The following is a 17,199-nucleotide window of genomic DNA, read 5'->3' as shown; positions in this document are numbered from 1 at the left end:
CCGTGTGTTCTCGCTCAAGACCAGCCAGGGTTCCCGCAGTGCCACGCTCGACGGTGTGCGCGGCCTGGCCGTCGTCGTGCTGCTGCTCTACCACTTCGGCGTCGGGGCACTGCAGGGCGCGTGGGTCGGCATCAGCCTGTTCTTCGTCTTCTCCGGCTACGTGATCGTCACGATCATGTTGAAGGAGCACGCCCGCTTCGGTCGGCTCGACATCCTCGACTTCTTCCGCCGGCGCGCCCGGCGGCTGCTCCCCGCGCTGACCATCATGTTGCTCGTCATCGCCACGTGGGCCGTGGTGGCGGCCGACCACGCGACCCGCCGATCGATGCGCGGCGACATCTTCGCGACCGTCGGCTTCGTGATGAACTGGCGCCTCGTCGAGCAGGCCGACCAGTACTTCGTGGAGTGGGCCAACCCGTCGTTCCTGCGGCACGTGTGGACGCTCGCGGTCGAGGAGCAGTTCTACCTCGTCGCGCCGTTCCTCGTCCTGGCGCTGATCCGGTTCGTGCACCGCCGGGCGACACGCGTGGCGATCGTCGGGGGACTGGCGGTGGCGTCGGCGGTGTGGACCGCGGCGGTGGGCGTCGGATCGACCGAGGCGCAGGCCCACGCGTACTACGGCACCGACACCCGCGTGCAGGCGCTGCTGGCCGGCATGGCGGTCGCGTTCGCCGTGGGACCGGACCACAGCGGCAGGCGGCCCCTGCCGATGCGGCCGCGTGTCGCCGGGTTCTGGGCCTGGGCGGCCACGCTGACGTCGATCGTGTGCTTCTTCGTGGTCCCGCCGCTGTCGCCGTTCATGTTCGAGTCCGGCGGCATGCTGATGCTGGCCACGCTGACCGCGATCGGCCTGGCCGGCGCCGTCCAGTGCGGCCCCGGACTGTTCCGCCGCGTCTTCACCGTGGCGCCGCTGGTCTACCTGGGAATCCTGACGTACGGGCTGTACCTGTGGCACTGGCCGGTCAAGCTGTGGCTCGACCGCTACGCCGAGAACCTGCCCCTCGTGGGCACGCTGGTCCTGGGGTCACTCGCGACGCTCACGCTGGCGGCGCTGAGCTTCCACGTGGTCGAGATCCCGGTCATGATGGGCGGACTCGCGCGGCTGACCGGCGGGTTCGATCGCGGCCGGATCCTCGCGGTCGTCGGCACCGCGGCCGTGCTGTTCGCCGCCGTGCGGGTCGGTGACGTCCCGACCGTCGAGGAGGACATCGCCGCCGGGCGGGTGCCGGCGCTGGTCGACGGGACGCCGAAGTACGCTCCCGGCGACGAGACGGTGCGCGCCGCGCTCTACGGCGACTCGGTCGCGCACTACCTGGCCGAGGGCTTCCCCGAGCAGACGTTCTCGGACCTGACGGTCACCGATCTCGCGGTCGAGGGCTGCAGCCTGCTGCCGTGGCCGATCCACTGGACCCCGCGCAACCAGGAGCCGGTCAGCGCCGAGTGCCGTCTGGGCCGCGAGCAGCTGACGGACAACCTGCGTCAGGCTGACACCGACGTGCTCGTGCTCATGGTCGGATCGGTCCTGGGCGTCCCGCACCAGCTGGAGGACGGCCGCCTGCTGGAGGTCGACGACCCGCGGTACCGCGCGGCGGTCGAGGAGCAGCTCGACACGCTGCTGGCCGACGCCCGCGCCGCCGACGTCGGCCAGGTCCAGCTGGCGACCCTGCCGTGCCGTGCCGACTCGATCGGCGACTACCAGATCGACCCGCAGGACCAGGGCTGGTTCGACGACCGGCCCGAGATCGCCGAGACGGTCATCGATCCGCGCCGGATCAACGGCTGGCTGACAGACTGGGCCGGCCGCCACGACCTGCCGGTGCTGGACCTGTACGACGCCCTGGAGTGTGATCGCGGCTTCGCTCGGGAGCGGAACGGCATCCAGGTGTTCCGCGACCAGCTGCACTTCTCCGACGAGGCCACGCCGATGGTGTGGACCTGGTTGGCCCCTTCCATCCGGGAACGTTGGCTGTCTCGGCCATAACCCGACCACATGCCGTTAGGCTGATCGCCGCACGAAAGGCACTCATGGACACCTCTGCATTCTTCGACCGCGCCCCCACGCTCTTCCCCGGGGACCCGCAGGACACCGACCCCATCGATCCCTACTGGGACCAGGTCAAGGCCGACGTCACGGGCTTCACCTCCTCGAACGAGCTGGCGATGCTCAACCTCGCCGCGGCGATCATGCCGGCGGACGAGGCGTACCTCGAGGTGGGCACCTTCAAGGGCCGCTCGATGTGCGGCACCGTGCGCGACAACGCCGACAAGGTGTTCTACGCGATGGAGAACTTCCTGGAGTTCGGCATGGCCGGCCAGGAGGCTCGCGCGGAGCTGATGGAGAACCTCGCCAAGTACGGCCACGGCGCCGACGTGCGACTGCTCGAGGGCGACTGCTTCGACCTGATGGCGCGTCCGAACGTCATCGACCGCCCGGTCGGCGTCTACTTCTACGACGGCGAGCACACGCTGCTGGCGCACTACCTGGCCCTCGCCGTGGTCGAGCCGCTGCTGGCCGACGAGGCGCTCGTCCTGGTCGACGACGCCACGTGGCCCGTCGTGCAGCGCGCGCACCGCCTCTTCCTCGAGCGTCACCCCGGCTGGACGATCGACGCGAAGTGGGACGCGAAGTCCGACGACGACCCGCGCTGGGCCAACGGCCTGCACGCCCTGACGTTCCGCCGCACGGGCCCGACCGTGCTCAAGGGTCGCGACGAGTGGCTGCGCCGCTACCAGGTGAACGTGCAGAACCGGCTCAACCGGATCGCCTGGAAGGCCGCGGCGAAGTTCCCCGGCGTCATGAAGTTCGGCGCCCGCATCATCATGGGCCGCTCGCGCGCGATCGAGCAGAAGCAGGACTGAGGCGGGTCAGGCCCGGCCGAGGTTCCGGGACCGGGTCAGCGCCGCCGCGACGATGACGGCGGCGCCGATCGCACACACCGTGACGAGCTCGTACGGGGTGTCGTGGAACCACAGCGCGATCGCGGCGCACTGCAGCGCCAGCACGATCCAGGTGAAGCGGCCGAGCCAGGGGCTGTCCAGGCCCATCTCGGCGAACAGCGAGACCTGGACGAGCGCCCACAGGACGCCGAGGGCGACGCAGGCGATGGCCAGCGGCCCGAACTCGGCGTACTCGGCGCCGCCGGCCAGGCGGATCCAGAAGGACGGGGCGGCGGCGATGACGGCCACGCCGACCAGCCCCAGCCCCAGGATCAGGGCCAGGGAGCGGCGGAAGGCCCGGGCCGCGCCGGCCCCCTGCATACGGGGGACGAGCAGGAGGGCGACGAACTGGGTGCCCCAGCCCATGGCGCGGCCGAAGGTGGCCGCCAGCGCGTACCCGCCCGAGTCGTGGTCGTCGAGGTAGGCGCGGGCCAGGGTCACGTCGACGTTGGTCAGGGCGATGAAGGCGCCCAGCGACATCGTGGCGCGGACCAGCTCGGTGCCCAGGCGGCGGTCGTCGTCCAGGGTCAGGTCGCTGCGGCACAGGGCGGCGCCGAGGACGGCGACGACGATCGCCACGAGCAGCAGCAGGAAGAAGACCTGGGCCACCGTCAGTCCGAGCGCGGCGCCGCCGGCGCCGGCCGCCAGGCGCCCCGCCGCCGTGGCGACGTAGACGGCGGACAGGGCCGCCAGCCGGTTGCGCCCGAGCAGGATGCCCTGGAAGGCGCCGGTCAGGGTCATCGGCACGAGCGTCAGCCCCAGCCAGACGGCCGACCAGGTCGTGTCGAGTCGGAAGGCGTCGGCGAGCAGGGGAGCGGCGAGGATCGTGGCTGCGGCCAGCGCGACGCCGACCACCAGGGCCGTGCGCAGGCCCCGTGAATGCGGCGGCGTGCCCGCGACGTGACGCGCCACGATGACCTGCAGGGCGCCGGCCGGGACCGACAGGACGATGCCGTATGCCGACAGCGCCGAGAAGCCGCCGAAGTCCGCCGGACCGAGCGCGCGCGACAGGATCAGGACGAAGACGTAGCTCAGGACGTTGGCCACGGCCATCGTCACGCCGAGGGCGGCTCCCGAGCCCGGGCGAGACCGGCTGAGGCGTGACGGGAGGGGCATGGCGCCCTCAGGGTATCGGCTTCGTGACTCTCGGGTAACCGAACGTGTGACCGACGCTATATTGGACGACGCTGTGCTCGCGGCCGTCCGGCCGAACCCCCGAGGGAGTCCCCTGTGCGTCTGTTCACCCACTACCGCGTCGTGGTGGGCTCGGCGATCCTTGCCCTCGCGTTGGTCATCGGGCTGAACGGCTGGGGCACCTTCTACACGGACATCAAGCCCGAGGTCTACGTCCGTCCGTGGGAGATGCTGAGCCAGTACCTGTCGTCGTGGACGGCGTCGCCGTACCTCGGATCGCCGAACTTCAACGTGGGGCTGGCACCCGTCCTGCTCGTGCTCTCGGCGCTGCGCGGCATCGGACTCTCGCCGGAGCTGACCTTCAAGGTCTTCCACCTCGTGCTGTGGCTGGTCGCCGCCTGGGGCGCCGCGCGCCTCACGCGCGTCGTCGCCCCGCGCGTCGGCCGCTGGGGCGGCCTGCTGGCCGCGGTCCTGTTCCTGGCCAACCCCTACACGATCAGCGCCGGCGCGACCCTCGCGATCGCCCTGCCGATGGCGCTGCTGCCCTGGCAGCTGCTGTGCCTGATCCACGCCCTGCGCCGACCGACGAGCTGGGCGTGGCCCGCCCTGTTCGGCCTCACCTTCTTCGCGATGAGCGGCATGAACGTCGCCGTCGTCCCGTTGCTGCAGCTGCTGGCCGTCATCCCGGTCATCCTGGCCATCCGCGCCAGCGACGGACTGCGCTGGATCGACGCGGTCAAGGTCCTCGCGAAGTCGGCCCTGTTCGTCGTGGTGCTCTCGCTGTACTGGCTCGTCCCGGCGTTCGCCGCCCTGACGACGGGCTCGCAGATCGTCGAGGGCTCCGAGACGCTGACGGGCATCGCCAAGGTCTCGTCGCTCACCGAGGTCCTGCGTGGCCTGGGCATGTGGCCGCTCTACGGCTCCAGCTCGGCGGGACCGTGGGTGCCCGAGCACGCCGTCTATGTCGTCAGCCCGATGATCGTGATCCTCACGGCCCTGTGGCCGGCTCTCGGCCTGACCGCGCTGGCCTGGGCGCGCACCCGGGCCCGGGTCTTCATCACGACGGCCGTGTTCGGCGCCGCCATCGTGATGGTGGGTGTGTTCCCGACCGAGGACGGCCCCGCGTCGCCCTTCGGACGGCTGCTCGCCGAGGTGCTCCAGGTGCCCGCGCTGTCGGCGTTCCGCACGACGAACAAGATCGGCGCCGTCCTGGTCGTGGCGATGACGATCGGCCTGGTCCTGACCGTGATGCACCTCGTGCCCCGGGTCTGGCGCCGGGAGCCGGCCCGAGCCGTCGTCCTCGTGGTGATCGCCACCGTCTTCGCGGCCTGGTCGCTGCCCGCGCTCTCCGGTCGCCTCTACATCTCGCCGATCGACATCCCGGACTACTGGAGCCAGGCCGCCACCGCGGTCGACGAGAGCACCCAGCCCGGCTCCGTCCTCGTGCTGCCCGGCCAGGTCCGGCCGTTCTACCGGTGGACCGAGGAACGGCCCGACGACGTCATCAACGCCCTGTTCGACCGCCGGGCCGTGCTGCCCGAGACGACCCCGAACGCCTCGCCGGCGGGCGTGAACTTCCTCGCCGCGCTCGACGGCTCGGTGCAGTCGGGCACGTCCACGGGCGCGGTCGTCTCGACCATGGCGCGCTACCTCGGCGCGGGTCAGGTGCTGCTGCGCAACGATGTCGTCTGGGAGAACACCGGCGGCGCCCGCCCCTCGGAGATGAACCAGCGCATCTCCACCGATCCGGGTCTGTTCGGACGCCAGAACTTCGGCGTGCCGGGCCAGAACACCCTGTCCCCGGCGATGGAGGACCCCTTCTTCCACGGCGAGCAGCAGTTGCCGCCGGTCCAGGTCTACGACGTCAGTGGCGCCCGCGAGCCGCTGCGCGCCGTGCCCCTGGACGGACAGGTCGTCGTGGCCGGCGACGGGTTCGCCTTCCCGGCGCTGACCGACGCCGGCCTGCTCGAGACGTCTCCTCTGGTGCGGTACGCCCAGAACCTCTCGACGGACGAGTTCACGCGGACCCTCGACACCGCCGGGCGGATGGTGCTGACCGACACGAACGCGCGCCGCAGCGTCATCTCCAACCGGCTGACCGTCGGCCAGGGGCCGCTGCTGCGCGAGGACCAGGATCCCGGCGCCACCCGCACGCTCGGCACCGACCCGGCGGACCAGACGGTGCGGGTCGACTCGGTCGTGAAGGTCTCGACCTCGCGGTCCGGCGGCACGTTCTTCGACCTGCCCTTCGGCACGGGCGACTTCGCCATGGACGGCGACCTGACCACCGGCTGGCGCTTCGGTGACTTCGGCACCGCCGTGGGCCAGCGCCTCGTCGCGACGTTCGACGAGCCGGTCGAGCTCGACGAGGTGCCGATCGCGCAACTGCCCATCGGCGACGTCGAGATCGACGAGGTGACGGTGTCGGCCGGCGGACGGAGCGACACGATCACCCTGCCCGAGTCCGGGCTGGCGACGGCGCGACTCGGGGGAGTGCGGACCGACAAGCTGACGGTCTCGATCGACTCCACCCGCGGCGAGGGCTACAACTTCGTCGGCATCGCCGAGATCGGGGTCGGGCGTCAGGCGCACGTCGCCGGCCGCACCCCGCTGACCTTCTCGAAGGTGTACGAGGAGCTGGACGAGGCCAACCGCCAGCGCTTCTCGCGCACGCCGCTGGACGTCCTGCTGACCCGGGTCCAGAACACCGAGTCCACCAGCGACGACTCCGAGCGGGCCCTGAACCGGATCGTGACGCTGCCGGACCGCCGCACGTTCGAGACCAGCGCAGACGTGCGCGTCAACGGCCCGGTCGAGGTCATGTACGACCGCGTCGAGGGACGCGGCACGGACGTCGAGGCCGAGTCCAGCGGCTTCTACTTCGACAACCCGGCGAACCGCGCCTCGCGCGCCGCCGACGGTGACCCGGACACCGGGTGGGTGCCGGGCGGCACGACCCGTGGCGCCTGGTGGGAGATCCGCGGCGACGAGCGTCGCATCGACCAGGTGCGGATCGTCCAGCGGGCCGCCGACATCGAGGAGGGCCAGACGCGCCATCGCGCGACGCGGGTGTCGGTCACCGTCGACGGCGTCGAGGTGGGCGAGTCCGAGATCGGCCTGGGCGAGACGACCATCGACCTCGACGAGCCGGTCAGCGGCTCCGCCGTCCGTGTGACGATCGAGGGGATCGCCGGCGACCCGTCGGGCGTTCCGGCGACATTCACCGACATCGACACGGGCCTGGCGATGGACGCGGCGGACGACGAGGTGCACTGCCTGCCGGTTGCGCTGGCGGACGGCACCGGGCTGGACATGCGTCCGGCCACGAGCCTGCTCGCGCGCGCCGACCAACAGGGCACCCGGTGGGTCGGCTGCGAGCGGACGCGACTGGGTTCGGGCGAGCACACGTTCGACGCGAATCCGGCGTTCACCCTGGACTCCCTGCGCCTGACCGACACCCGGGCATCGCTGGAGCGGTTCGGCTCGCCGATCATCTCGGAGGTCACCCGCGACGGCGACACGCGCATGACGCTCGACGTCGAGGTGGCCGACGGCCCCTACGCCGTCGTCACCGGCCAGAGCCACAACCCCGACTGGCGGGCGACGGCCGACGGCGAGGACCTCGGCGCCCCCGTGACCCTGGACGGGTTCTCGTCCGGCTGGATCATCGAGGACGGCGCGGCCGCCACGATCGACATCCGCTACGCGCCGCAGCGCTGGTCCAACGTCGCCCTGGGCGCCAGCGGACTCGGGCTGCTCGCTGCGCTCGCGCTGGTGATCGGCGCCCTGGTGCGCCGCCGGCTGTTCGCGCTGCCCGAGGGCCCGGCCGGTCCGACCGGCCTGCGTCCGGCCTGGGCCCGCGGCCCCGCGCTGGCCGTCGCCGGTGTGGCCGGAGCGGGACTGCTGCTCGGCTGGGGCGGTCTGGCCGGCGCCGTCGCGGTCGCGCTCCTGATGTGGCTGCGTCCGGTGGACCCGCGCCGCCTCGTGTACGCGGGCGCTGCGCTGACCTTCGTCTCCGTCCTGGCGCTGCTGGTCGTCGAGTGGCGTCGCGGCAGCCTGGGTGAACTGTCGGCCGACATCATCTCGGCCAGCCTGGTGCCCCACCATCTCGCGGCCGCCGGCCTCGTGGTGACGGTCGCCGGCAGCCTGATCCTGCTCGCCCGGAGGAACGACGACGATGACTGAGCCCTTGGTGTCGGTGATCGTGCCGACCCGCAACAACCGCCGCACGATCGAGGCGTGCCTGCGCTCGGTGAAGGCCCAGGACCACCCGCACGTCGAGCTGATCGTGGTCGACAACCACAGCACCGACGGCACCGACGAGATCGCCCGCGGCCTGGCCGACGTGGTGATCAGCGGCGGCCCGGAACGCAGCGCCCAGCGCAACCGCGGGATCCGGGCCGCCGAGGGCGTGTGGATCCTGTGGCTCGACAGCGACATGTACCTGCCGCCCGACGCGGTCAGCGCTGCTGTGCGCACGGCCGCGACGACCGGCGCCACCGGCGTCGCGCTGCCCGAGCGGACCATCGGACACGGGTTCTGGACGGCGTGCCGGGCGCTGGAGCGCGAGTGCTATCTCGACGCGCCGTGGCTGCACAACCCGCGACTGCTGCGGCGGTCCGACATGGTGGCCGACGGGTTCCACGAGTCGATGTCCGGACCCGAGGACGCCGACCTGCGGTTCCGCATCCGCGAGTCCGGCGGCACGGTCGAGCTGGCTCCCGTGATCGTCGACCACGACGAGGGCCGGCTGACGCTGCGCGACATCTGGCAGAAGCGCTACTACTACGGGCTCAGCCTGCCCACCCTCGTCGACCAGCACGACGGGGCGATGGCCGACCAGGGCGCGGGCGTGCTGCGGGCCTACGCCCAGAACTGGCGCCGCCTGCTCGGCCGGCCCGGGCACGCGCTCGGCATGGCCGGCATGCGGCTGATGGAGGCGGCGGGGTACCTGTGGGGGGCGCGTGCGGGGCGCCGTCAGGTGCAGGTGTGAGGATCGTGGTGTGACGCGCGAACTCCTGTGGGTGTCCCTGCCCGACCAGCGACCGCGCCGCGAGCTCTACTACATGTCGCTCATGGGCGACACGCACGTCACGGCGCTCGCCCGCGACGAGCCGGTCGGCGATCTCACGTGGGTGCCCAGCACCTACCGACGTCCGATCAAGCGCTTCATCGAGGCCGGGGCGCTGGCCTGGGTCAATGAGCTGCGCGACCAGGACCCGGCGGAGTTCGACTGGGTCGCCTCGCTCGAGCTGTGCTCGCTCGTGACGGGTCAGGCGTCGCGCTGGCGGCGCCGCGGCACGGGCCGGAAGCCGCTCCAGGCCGTGGTCACGTGGGAGAACCTCGCGCGTCAGCCCATCTACAAGGTGCCGCCCTATCGTCAGGCGCTGGAGTCGTGCCGCGACGCCGAGCTCCTGCTCTGCATGGTCGACGCGGCGCGTGACCACCTGCTCGAGAACCGCTTCGACGACGCGGTGATCCGCGTGGTCAAGCCCGGGGTCGACACCGCGATCTTCACGCCGGCGTCCGCCCCGGTCGAGCGACCCGTCGTCGCGTTCGTCAGCCCGCTGGCGGAGAACAAGGGCATCGACCGCATTCTCGAGGCGATGGCGCTCGTGCGCCGGCAGGTTCCCGAGGCCGAGCTGGTCGTCGCCGGCCGCGGGCCGCTCGAGCCGCTCGTGCGCGCGGCGGCCGACGACCCGGCCAGCGGCGTGACGCTGGTCGGCGGCCTCGATGCCGCCGGCGTCGCCGACCTGCTGCGCGGCGCCGCGGTCTTCACGACCGCGCCGCGTCCGACCTGGAAGTGGGAGGAGCAGTTCGGGCTCGCCTACGTCGAGGCTCAGGCGTGCGGCCTGCCCGTCGTCACGACGCGCTGCGGCAGCAACCACGAGGCCCTCGCGCCGGGCAACGACCTCCTCGACGTCGAGGGAGCCGACCAGGTCGAGGCGCTGGCGGCACAGCTCGTCGCGTGGCTGACCGACCCGGCACGACGCGCGGAGCAGGGCGCCCTCAACCGCGCCTGGGTCACCGAGCACCACGACCTGCGCACCCAGTGTCGGCGGATGGGCGACGCCTTCTCCGAGATGGAGCGGCTGCACGGGGTGCGCTCGTGAAGCGGTTCACCACATCGACCGCCGTCGGCGGCCTCGTCGGCCTGGTGGCCGGCATCGTGATCCTGGGTCCGGCGCTGCTGCCGGGGCTGACGCTGAACTACGACCTCGTGTTCGTCCCCGACCTCGGGTTCGGGGAGCGCACGCTCGGGATCGACGGTGCCGTGCCGCGCGCGGTTCCGAACGACCTCGTCGTCGCGGCCCTCTCCACCGTCCTGCCGGGCTGGCTCGTGCAGAAGATCCTGCTGCTCACGGTGTTCGTCGCTGCCGGCGCCGGCGCCGGCGCGCTGCTGCCGGGCCGCCGGGCCGCCGTGGCCGGCGCACTCGTCGCCTGCTGGAACCCGTGGGTCGCCGAGCGACTGGCCATCGGGCACTGGGGCTATCTGCTGGGGTACGCGGCGTTGTTCTGGGTCATCCGCACCGCCGGTCGCGCCCGCCGCGGCGAGGGCGGCGCCGGAGCGCTCGGCATCGTGATGGCGCTCGCCGGTCTGTCGGGCTCCACCGGCGCGGTGCTGGCCGTGGTCACCGCCACCGCGGTGCTGCTCGCCGGATCGCGATGGCCGCGCGCGTGGCGTGCCTGGGGCTGGGCGATGGTCGTGTCCGTGCTGGTGGCGGCGTCGTGGTGGTTCCCGTACCTGCGGTCCGAGGCCTCGTCCGCCGCCGACTCCGCGGGGGTCGACGCGTTCGCCGCCCGGGCCGACACTCCCTGGGGGATGATCGGCTCGGTGCTGACCGGCGGCGGCATCTGGAACCAGGCCAGCTGGTTCGCAGAGCGGCAGAACCTCGTGCTGTCCGGAGTGGCGCTGCTCGGCGTGCTCGTGGCCTGCGTCGCCGCGTGGTCCGATGCCCGCGTGCGCTCGCGCCCCGAGTACCTGGGGGCGGCCGTCGCCGGGGTGCTCGGCCTGGTCGCCGCGATCCTCGCGGGTCTTCCGGGAGGCCGCGAACTCGTCTCGTTCCTCGTGCTGCAGGTCCCCGGCGGGGGACTGGTGCGCGACGGGCAGAAGTTCGCGGCGTTGTGGATGGTCGCGGTCTCGCTCGCGGTCGGGCTGTCGGTGGCGCGGCTGGGCGCCGCCGCCGCGCGACGCCACGTCGGCCGCGCGCTGACCGGCGCCATCGCCGTGGCGTGCGGGCTGGTGGCCGTGGTGACGCTGCCGGGGATCGCCCTCGGCGCGAACGGCCGGTGGGGCTCGGTCGATCTCCCGGTGGACTTCACGTTCGTGGCCGAGCGTCTCGAGGACGCCGAGCCCGGCGCCGTCGCCGTGCTGCCCTGGACGCAGTACCGGCGCTACGACTGGAACGACGACCGCGTCGTGCTGGACCCGTGGCAGCGCCTGCTCAGTCGCGACGTGCGCGTGAACGACGCGCTGCCGCTCAAGGACACCTGGGTGGCGGGGGAGGACCCCCGCGCCGCCGAGGTCACGCGCGCGCTCGGCGCCCCCGACGGCGACGTGCTTGCGGCGCTGCGCGCGGCCGGCGTGCGTCACGTCCTGTTGCAGACCGACCAGCCGGGTCCGACCCTCAACCAGTTGCAGCTGGCCGGGGCGGACCTGCGGGTGCGCACCGAGAACCTGGAGTGGTGGGACCTGGGGGACGAGGGACTCGCCGAGGTCCCCGGCGCCACGGCCGCTGACCACGCGGGACTCGTGCTGGGCGGGATGGGGCTTGTCCTCGCCGTCGCGGGTGCGGTCGTGGGGCTGGTTCGGCGTCGTCGCGCCCAGCCGACACACCGGTAGCAGCAAGCGAGATGAGTACAGGACAGGGGCCCGAAGCCCTGCTATGCTACCCAGCAGTATCGCCACGACTACGGAAAACAGGGGCACATGACTGAGAGCGCGGTTTGGACCATCGGCGGCAGTGTCGCCGGAATCATCTTGGGCAGCCTCGCGGTCCTGGGCATCGTTGCAAGCCAGACCGCGGTCAAGCAGGATCAGACGCACTCGTCCGTCATCGCGTACGACGAGTCCTGATCGAACCGGGGTGAGACACCCCACCACCGACGAACCCGGAGCGACGCAGGTTGTCGCCCAGCGGGTCAGAATCGCCGCCAGCACTTTGCTGGTGGCGATTCTTCCGTGGGTCGTCGCGCCCGGGCTGACGCAGCCCGACACCAAGCTCGATCTCACGGTCGCGCCGTGGGACTACCTGTCACGCGCCCTGTACGCGTGGAACTCGCACGCCGGCCTCGGTGAGCTGCAGAACCAGGCCTACGGCTACCTCTTCCCCCTCGGTCCCGTCATGGGCCTGTCCGACGCGGCCGGACTTCCCGACTGGGCTGCGCAGCGGCTCTGGTGGAGCCTGCTGCTGGTGGTCGGATTCCTCGGCACCCATCTGGTCGCCCGCCGCATCGTCGGGCTCGGCACCGACCTGGCCCTGGTCGCCGCGGCGCTCTACACGCTGGCGCCCCGGGTCGTCACGGTCCTCCCCGAGATCTCGGTCGAGGCCTGGCCCGGCGCCGTGGCCCCGTGGCTCGTCCTCGTGGCCTGGACGATGGTCCGGCCGTCCACGACCACCCGGGCCCTCGTCCGCGCCGCGGCCTGGACCGGCCTGCTCACGTTCGCCCTCGGCGGCGTCAACGCCACGGCCTCGGCCGTCGTACTGGGGCTGCCGCTGCTGGTGATCCTGACCGCTCCGCGGGCGGCGCGGCGAGGCCGGGCGCTCGTCGCGTGGTCGGCCGGCGTGGTCGTCGGCGCCGCGTGGTGGATCGTGCCGCTGCTGGTGCTGGGTCGGTACGGCTATCCCTTCCTGGACTTCATCGAGACGGCCCGGATCACGACGGCCGTGACGTCCGTCCCGAACATCCTGCGCGGCGCCGACCACTGGATCGCCTACATCCTGGACGCCGAGTCGCACCCCGTCTGGCAGTCGGGCTGGGTGCAGGCGCAGGGGCTGGTGGCGATCCTCAGCGGCATGGTCGTGGCGGGCGCCGGCGTGGGCGGTCTCGTGGTCCTCGGGCGCGATCGCGAGCGCAGTCATGCCGCGCGCTTCGTGGTGGCCTCCGCCCTGGTCGGCGTCGTGGCGATGACGCTCGGCCATGCCGGTGCGCTCGGCTCGCCGGTCGCCGGCCCGGTGCGCGACTTCCTCGACGGGATCGGCGCGGCCCTGCGCAACGTGCACAAGGCCGATCCGCTGGTGCGCCTGCCGCTCGCTCTCGGCGTCGGCGTCCTCGTGGCGCACGGTCTCGGTCGCGTTCGCCGGCTGCCGCGGGTCGCCACCGTGGCGGTGCTGGTCGCCGCCATCGCGTCGCCGACCGCGCTGTGGTCGGGACGCGGAGGGGACGCGAACTCCTACGCCGAGATCCCGGCGGCCTGGTCGCAGGCCGCCGACGAGATCGATGCTCTGGCGGAGCAGGACGGCGGTTCGACTCTCGTCCTGCCGGCGGCTCGCGCGGCTGAGTTCACCTGGGGCAAGACGTCGGACGAGCCGCTCGTGGCGTTGGCGGAATCGCCGATCATCGTCCGCGCGGCGGCCCCGCTGGGCCATCCAGGAGCGACCCGGCTGCTGGACCGCATCGACGAGGCCGCGGCCTCGGGCACCGCCCAGCCGGGACTGGCCCAGGTGCTGGCGCGGATGGGCGTCTCGCGGGTCGTCGTCCGGCACGGGGTCCTGCCGCTCGTCCAGGCGCTCTCGGCCGACCGGGTCGAGCAGAACCTCGCCGCCTCGCCGGGCTTCACGCAGCAGGGGCGTTTCGGCGACCTCTCGGTGTGGACGGTCGACGCCTCGTCCGGCGCCCTGGTCGAGGCCGTCGACGCCGACGCCGCGGTGCGCGTGTCCGGTGGTCCCGAGACCCTGGTCGACCTGACCGCGCTGGGTCTCCCGCAGGGGACGTGGACCACGATCGAGCCGGATGCCGCGGAGCCTGACGTCCTCACCGACTCGCTGCGGTGGCGCCAGTTCAACAGCGGTCTCCCGGCGCAGCTCGCCCACGGCCCGACGCTCGAGGCCCACGACGACGCGCCGACCGTCATCGGAGCTCGTGACCTGCCGCCGGCAGGCGATCGCTCCGCGCAGCCCGTCCGGGAGTGGGTCGGCTTGCGGGACGTCGACGCCAGCAGCAGCGCTGCGGACCCGTTCGCCGCCGCGTGGTCGGGCACCCGTTCCGGTCCGGCCGCCGCGCTCGACGGCGACGCCGGCACCGCGTGGCTCACCGACGAGGAGACGACCGGGCGTCTCACCCTGACGCTCCCGGGCCCGACCCGGCTGGGCACGGTCACGGTGCGGGCCGCGGAGACCACCCCGGCTGTCGACGCCGTCACGCTGGTCGCCCAGCGTCCGGACGGCACGTCGCGCCGGGTCCGGGTCGCGCTCGACGGGGGAATCGGCACGGCGGATCTGGGCACCGAGCGATTCGACCGCCTGGAGGTCGTCCTGCCGACCGCGCCCCGCGCGGTCGTCCGCGGCATCGCCGAGGTCAGCAGCGACGCGCACGCGTGGGGTTCGCGCATCGCCGTGCCGGGCACGGTGGACCTGGCCGACACCAGCGTGGTGCTCAGCCCGCTGGACGAGGACGCGGCCGCTCCGCGGTGGGCGATCCGCTCCGCGGGCACCGCCTCGGTCCCGGTCACGGTGACCGCGCGGGCGCGTCCCGGGTCGGCGTTGGATGCCCTGCTGGACGGCCCGGCCGGCTTCGCCTCGGACGACCGCGTGGGAAAGGACCCCGCACAGCGACCCGGAGCCTCGTTCGACCGCGACCCCTCGACATCGTGGCGCGTGCCGGCCGACCGCGACGCCGCGGAGGTCGAGGTCGAGCTGCCGGCCGGGACGACGTTCGGACGCCTCGACACGGACGGCTCCGGGCTGGCGGCCATCCGGGCGTCGGCAGGCGGCCGCGTCTCGACGCTCCCGGCCACCGGCGGGCCGATCGAGGGGGCTGGTGACCGCATCACGCTCACCTTCATCCGCGAGCCCGGCGAGGGGGAGTGGGTGGTTCCGGAGGTGGACTTCTCGGCGATCGAGCCGGCGGCGTCCCTCGAGGTGCCCTGCTCACCGATCTCGGTGGGGGACTCCGTCCTGAGATTCGGCGGCACCGTCGATCGCGCGGACGTCGCCGCCGGCGCTCCGCTGGAGCTGTCGCCGTGCGGCCCGTCCCGGGTCCGGGTCGACGCCGGTGTCGTGGACGTGCGCGCCGACTTGCCGGCCCCGTTCGAGGTCGAGCGCATCGTCCTGGGCACGTTCGGCCCGACGCCCGCGTCGGGCCGGACCGTCGAGTCGCGCGAGACGGCGCCCGGCCGCATCGTCGCCGAGGTCGGCCCGGGGGACGACGCGGTTCTGTTGACCACTCAGGGCGCCAACGACGGATGGAGGGCGACCGCCGATGGTCGTGAGCTCGACCCCGTCGTCGTCGACGGCTGGCGTCAGGGATTCCGGCTGCCCGCCGCGGTCTCGGGCGAGGTCGTCATCGACTTCGCGCCCACGAACGCGCACCGCTGGGGACTCGCGATCGGCCCGGTCGCGCTCCTGCTGCTGCTCGCCGTCCTCCTCGTCACGCGCCGCTCGCGGCTGCCGTGGGACCGGTGGCCCGCGCCCGACTCAGTGCCGGACCGCCGGATCGGCTGGGCGCTGTCCGGAGTCGTCGGACTCCTGTGCGGCGGGCCCGCGGGACTCGGTGCAGCCGTGGTGGCGTGGTGCGTGCCGCGCCGCTTCGTCGTCCCGGCCGCGATCGTGGCGATGACCGTGGGCGGAGCGGCGATGGCCGCCCTGGGTGTCGTCGAGCGCACCTCGGCCGGAGCGATCCTCGGTCAGGCGGCGGGGCTGTTCACGCTCGCGTTGCTGTGTCGCGCGCCGTTCGACCGCGGACGGCCGACAGGATCGGACGCTCGACCAGCCACCACGACGCCGACGCCAGCGCCACGCTGAACCCGACGGTCGCGTAGAGCACCCACCAGAAGCCGGCGGCGAACACCGTGGCGCCGGTGACGGCGAAGAGAACCTGGAGCACCAGGACGTGCCACAGGAAGACGCCGTAGGAGATGTCGCCGAGCCAGCGGGTGAGGCCCGCCCGGGCGATCACGCCCGCGGGCGTTCCCGCAGCCGGCTCCCTCACGGCCGCCGCCAGCAGGAACAGGGCGAACAGGGCGTACAGGCCCTCCTTCGCGACGGCCTGGCCCAGGGTGGGCACGGCGAGGTCGCGCGGGCCGGCGACGGGGGAGGAGGCGACGACGAAGGTCACGACCGCCAGCAGGACGAGCGTCGGCCGCGAGTCCCAGACGGCCGCCACGGCGGGCCGGGTGACGAGCGGGCCGATGCCCCGCCGGCGCGCCTCGGTGAGCAGGGCGACGAGCACGCCGACGCTGAACCAGGCGAGGTGGCCCAGGACGCTGGTGGCCAGGACCCCGGCTCCGCCGTCGGAGCCGGCGCGGGTCCACGCGGCGGCCGCGGCCTGGACGACCAGCCCGAGCAGGCCGACGGCGACCGTCGCGGCCAGCAGCGACCGGACGCCCCGAACTCCGCCCCGGCGCCCCAGCACGTGTGCCAGCGCCGCGCCCAGGAACGGGACCAGCACGTAGAAGGTGACCTCGGTCGTCAGGCTCCAGGTCTGGGTGAACGACTGGTAGTACTCGCCGGTGTAGCCCTGCAGCAGCAGCACCTGGGCCAGAACCTTGCCGGCGCCGCCGAGACCGCCCGCCGACGGGATCAGCACGGCCGCCGCGAGCACGCCGGCCAGCGCGAGCCAGTAGGCCGGCAGGATGCGGGCGGCCCGGTGCGCGGCGTACACGCCGGTGGACCTGCGTGGGCCCTGCGCGCCGTCGAGCCCACGCCCGATCGCGGGCCGGAGCAGCAGGAAGGCCGAGATCGCGAAGAACACCGCGACACCGGCGTCGCCGCGGGCGACGAGCCCTCCGACGAGGTCGATCCGGGAGGCCCCGGTCCAGAACCCGACGTGCGAGACCAGCACGAGTCCGGCGGCGACGGCACGCAGCCCGTCGACGAGGCGCAGGTGGCCCATGAAGCCTCCGGGTTCAGTGGGGATCGGGTAGGTTGTCGTCGCATTGCGCCCGTTCGGGTGCCGCATCACGTCTGG

General features: G+C 73.0%; 10 protein-coding genes. 8 read left to right on the top strand and 2 right to left on the bottom strand.

The window, feature by feature from the left end; genetic code table 11:
* Positions 1-4: 4 nt before the first annotated feature.
* Together NP095_RS09325 and NP095_RS09320 are read left to right on the top strand one after the other, a co-directional pair.
* On the top strand, positions 5-1,981 hold the full coding sequence (locus tag NP095_RS09325; protein ID WP_249378490.1) for an acyltransferase family protein: 1,977 nt from the start codon (positions 5-7) through the stop codon (positions 1,979-1,981).
* Positions 1,982-2,025: 44 nt separating this feature from the next.
* Entirely contained in the window at positions 2,026-2,859 is an 834-nt protein-coding gene (locus tag NP095_RS09320; RefSeq protein ID WP_249378356.1) for a class I SAM-dependent methyltransferase, read from the top strand.
* Positions 2,860-2,865: 6 nt separating this feature from the next.
* On the opposite strand, the gene NP095_RS09315 is transcribed toward NP095_RS09320, so the two are convergent.
* Positions 2,866-4,053 carry an MATE family efflux transporter gene (locus NP095_RS09315; protein ID WP_256765999.1) on the bottom strand — a complete coding sequence of 396 codons (1,188 nt, stop codon included), beginning with the start codon at positions 4,051-4,053 and terminating at the stop codon, positions 2,866-2,868.
* A 114-nt stretch (positions 4,054-4,167) separates the two neighbouring features.
* Between NP095_RS09315 and NP095_RS09310 the strand changes: the two genes are divergently transcribed.
* The 6 genes from NP095_RS09310 (at position 4,168) to NP095_RS09285 (ending at position 16,034) form a co-directional block, all read left to right on the top strand.
* The gene (locus tag NP095_RS09310) at positions 4,168-8,256 is read left to right on the top strand and encodes an alpha-(1->3)-arabinofuranosyltransferase domain-containing protein (RefSeq protein WP_256765998.1); all 4,089 of its coding nucleotides are present in this window, start codon (positions 4,168-4,170) and stop codon (positions 8,254-8,256) included.
* Positions 8,249-9,064, top strand: a complete 816-nt coding sequence (locus NP095_RS09305; RefSeq protein ID WP_256765997.1) for a glycosyltransferase family 2 protein — start codon at positions 8,249-8,251, stop codon at positions 9,062-9,064. The genes NP095_RS09310 and NP095_RS09305 overlap by 8 nt, the downstream gene beginning before the upstream one ends.
* Positions 9,065-9,074: 10 nt before the next feature.
* A complete protein-coding gene (locus tag NP095_RS09300) occupies positions 9,075-10,184 on the top strand; it encodes a glycosyltransferase (RefSeq protein WP_256765996.1) in 1,110 nt (369 codons plus the stop codon).
* The gene (locus NP095_RS09295; protein WP_256765995.1) at positions 10,181-11,914 is read left to right on the top strand and encodes a hypothetical protein; all 1,734 of its coding nucleotides are present in this window, start codon (positions 10,181-10,183) and stop codon (positions 11,912-11,914) included. The genes NP095_RS09300 and NP095_RS09295 overlap by 4 nt, the downstream gene beginning before the upstream one ends.
* An 87-nt stretch (positions 11,915-12,001) precedes the next feature.
* The gene (locus NP095_RS09290) at positions 12,002-12,148 is read left to right on the top strand and encodes a hypothetical protein (RefSeq protein WP_249378350.1); all 147 of its coding nucleotides are present in this window, start codon (positions 12,002-12,004) and stop codon (positions 12,146-12,148) included.
* Between the two features lie 91 nt (positions 12,149-12,239).
* Positions 12,240-16,034, top strand: coding sequence for an alpha-(1->3)-arabinofuranosyltransferase domain-containing protein (locus NP095_RS09285; protein ID WP_256765994.1), 3,795 nt, complete (start codon positions 12,240-12,242; stop codon positions 16,032-16,034).
* On the opposite strand, the gene NP095_RS09280 is transcribed toward NP095_RS09285, so the two are convergent.
* Positions 15,934-17,190 carry an acyltransferase family protein gene (locus NP095_RS09280; RefSeq protein WP_256766142.1) on the bottom strand — a complete coding sequence of 419 codons (1,257 nt, stop codon included), beginning with the start codon at positions 17,188-17,190 and terminating at the stop codon, positions 15,934-15,936. The two genes, NP095_RS09285 and NP095_RS09280, sit on opposite strands and share 101 nt — an antisense overlap.
* Between the last annotated feature and the right edge of the window lie 9 nt (positions 17,191-17,199).

The sequence above is a fragment of the Aeromicrobium duanguangcaii genome, assembly GCF_024508295.1.
Lineage (GTDB): Bacteria > Actinomycetota > Actinomycetes > Propionibacteriales > Nocardioidaceae > Aeromicrobium > Aeromicrobium duanguangcaii.
Note: the sequence above shows the minus strand (reverse complement) of the source record. Positions and strands in the feature narration are given on the sequence as shown.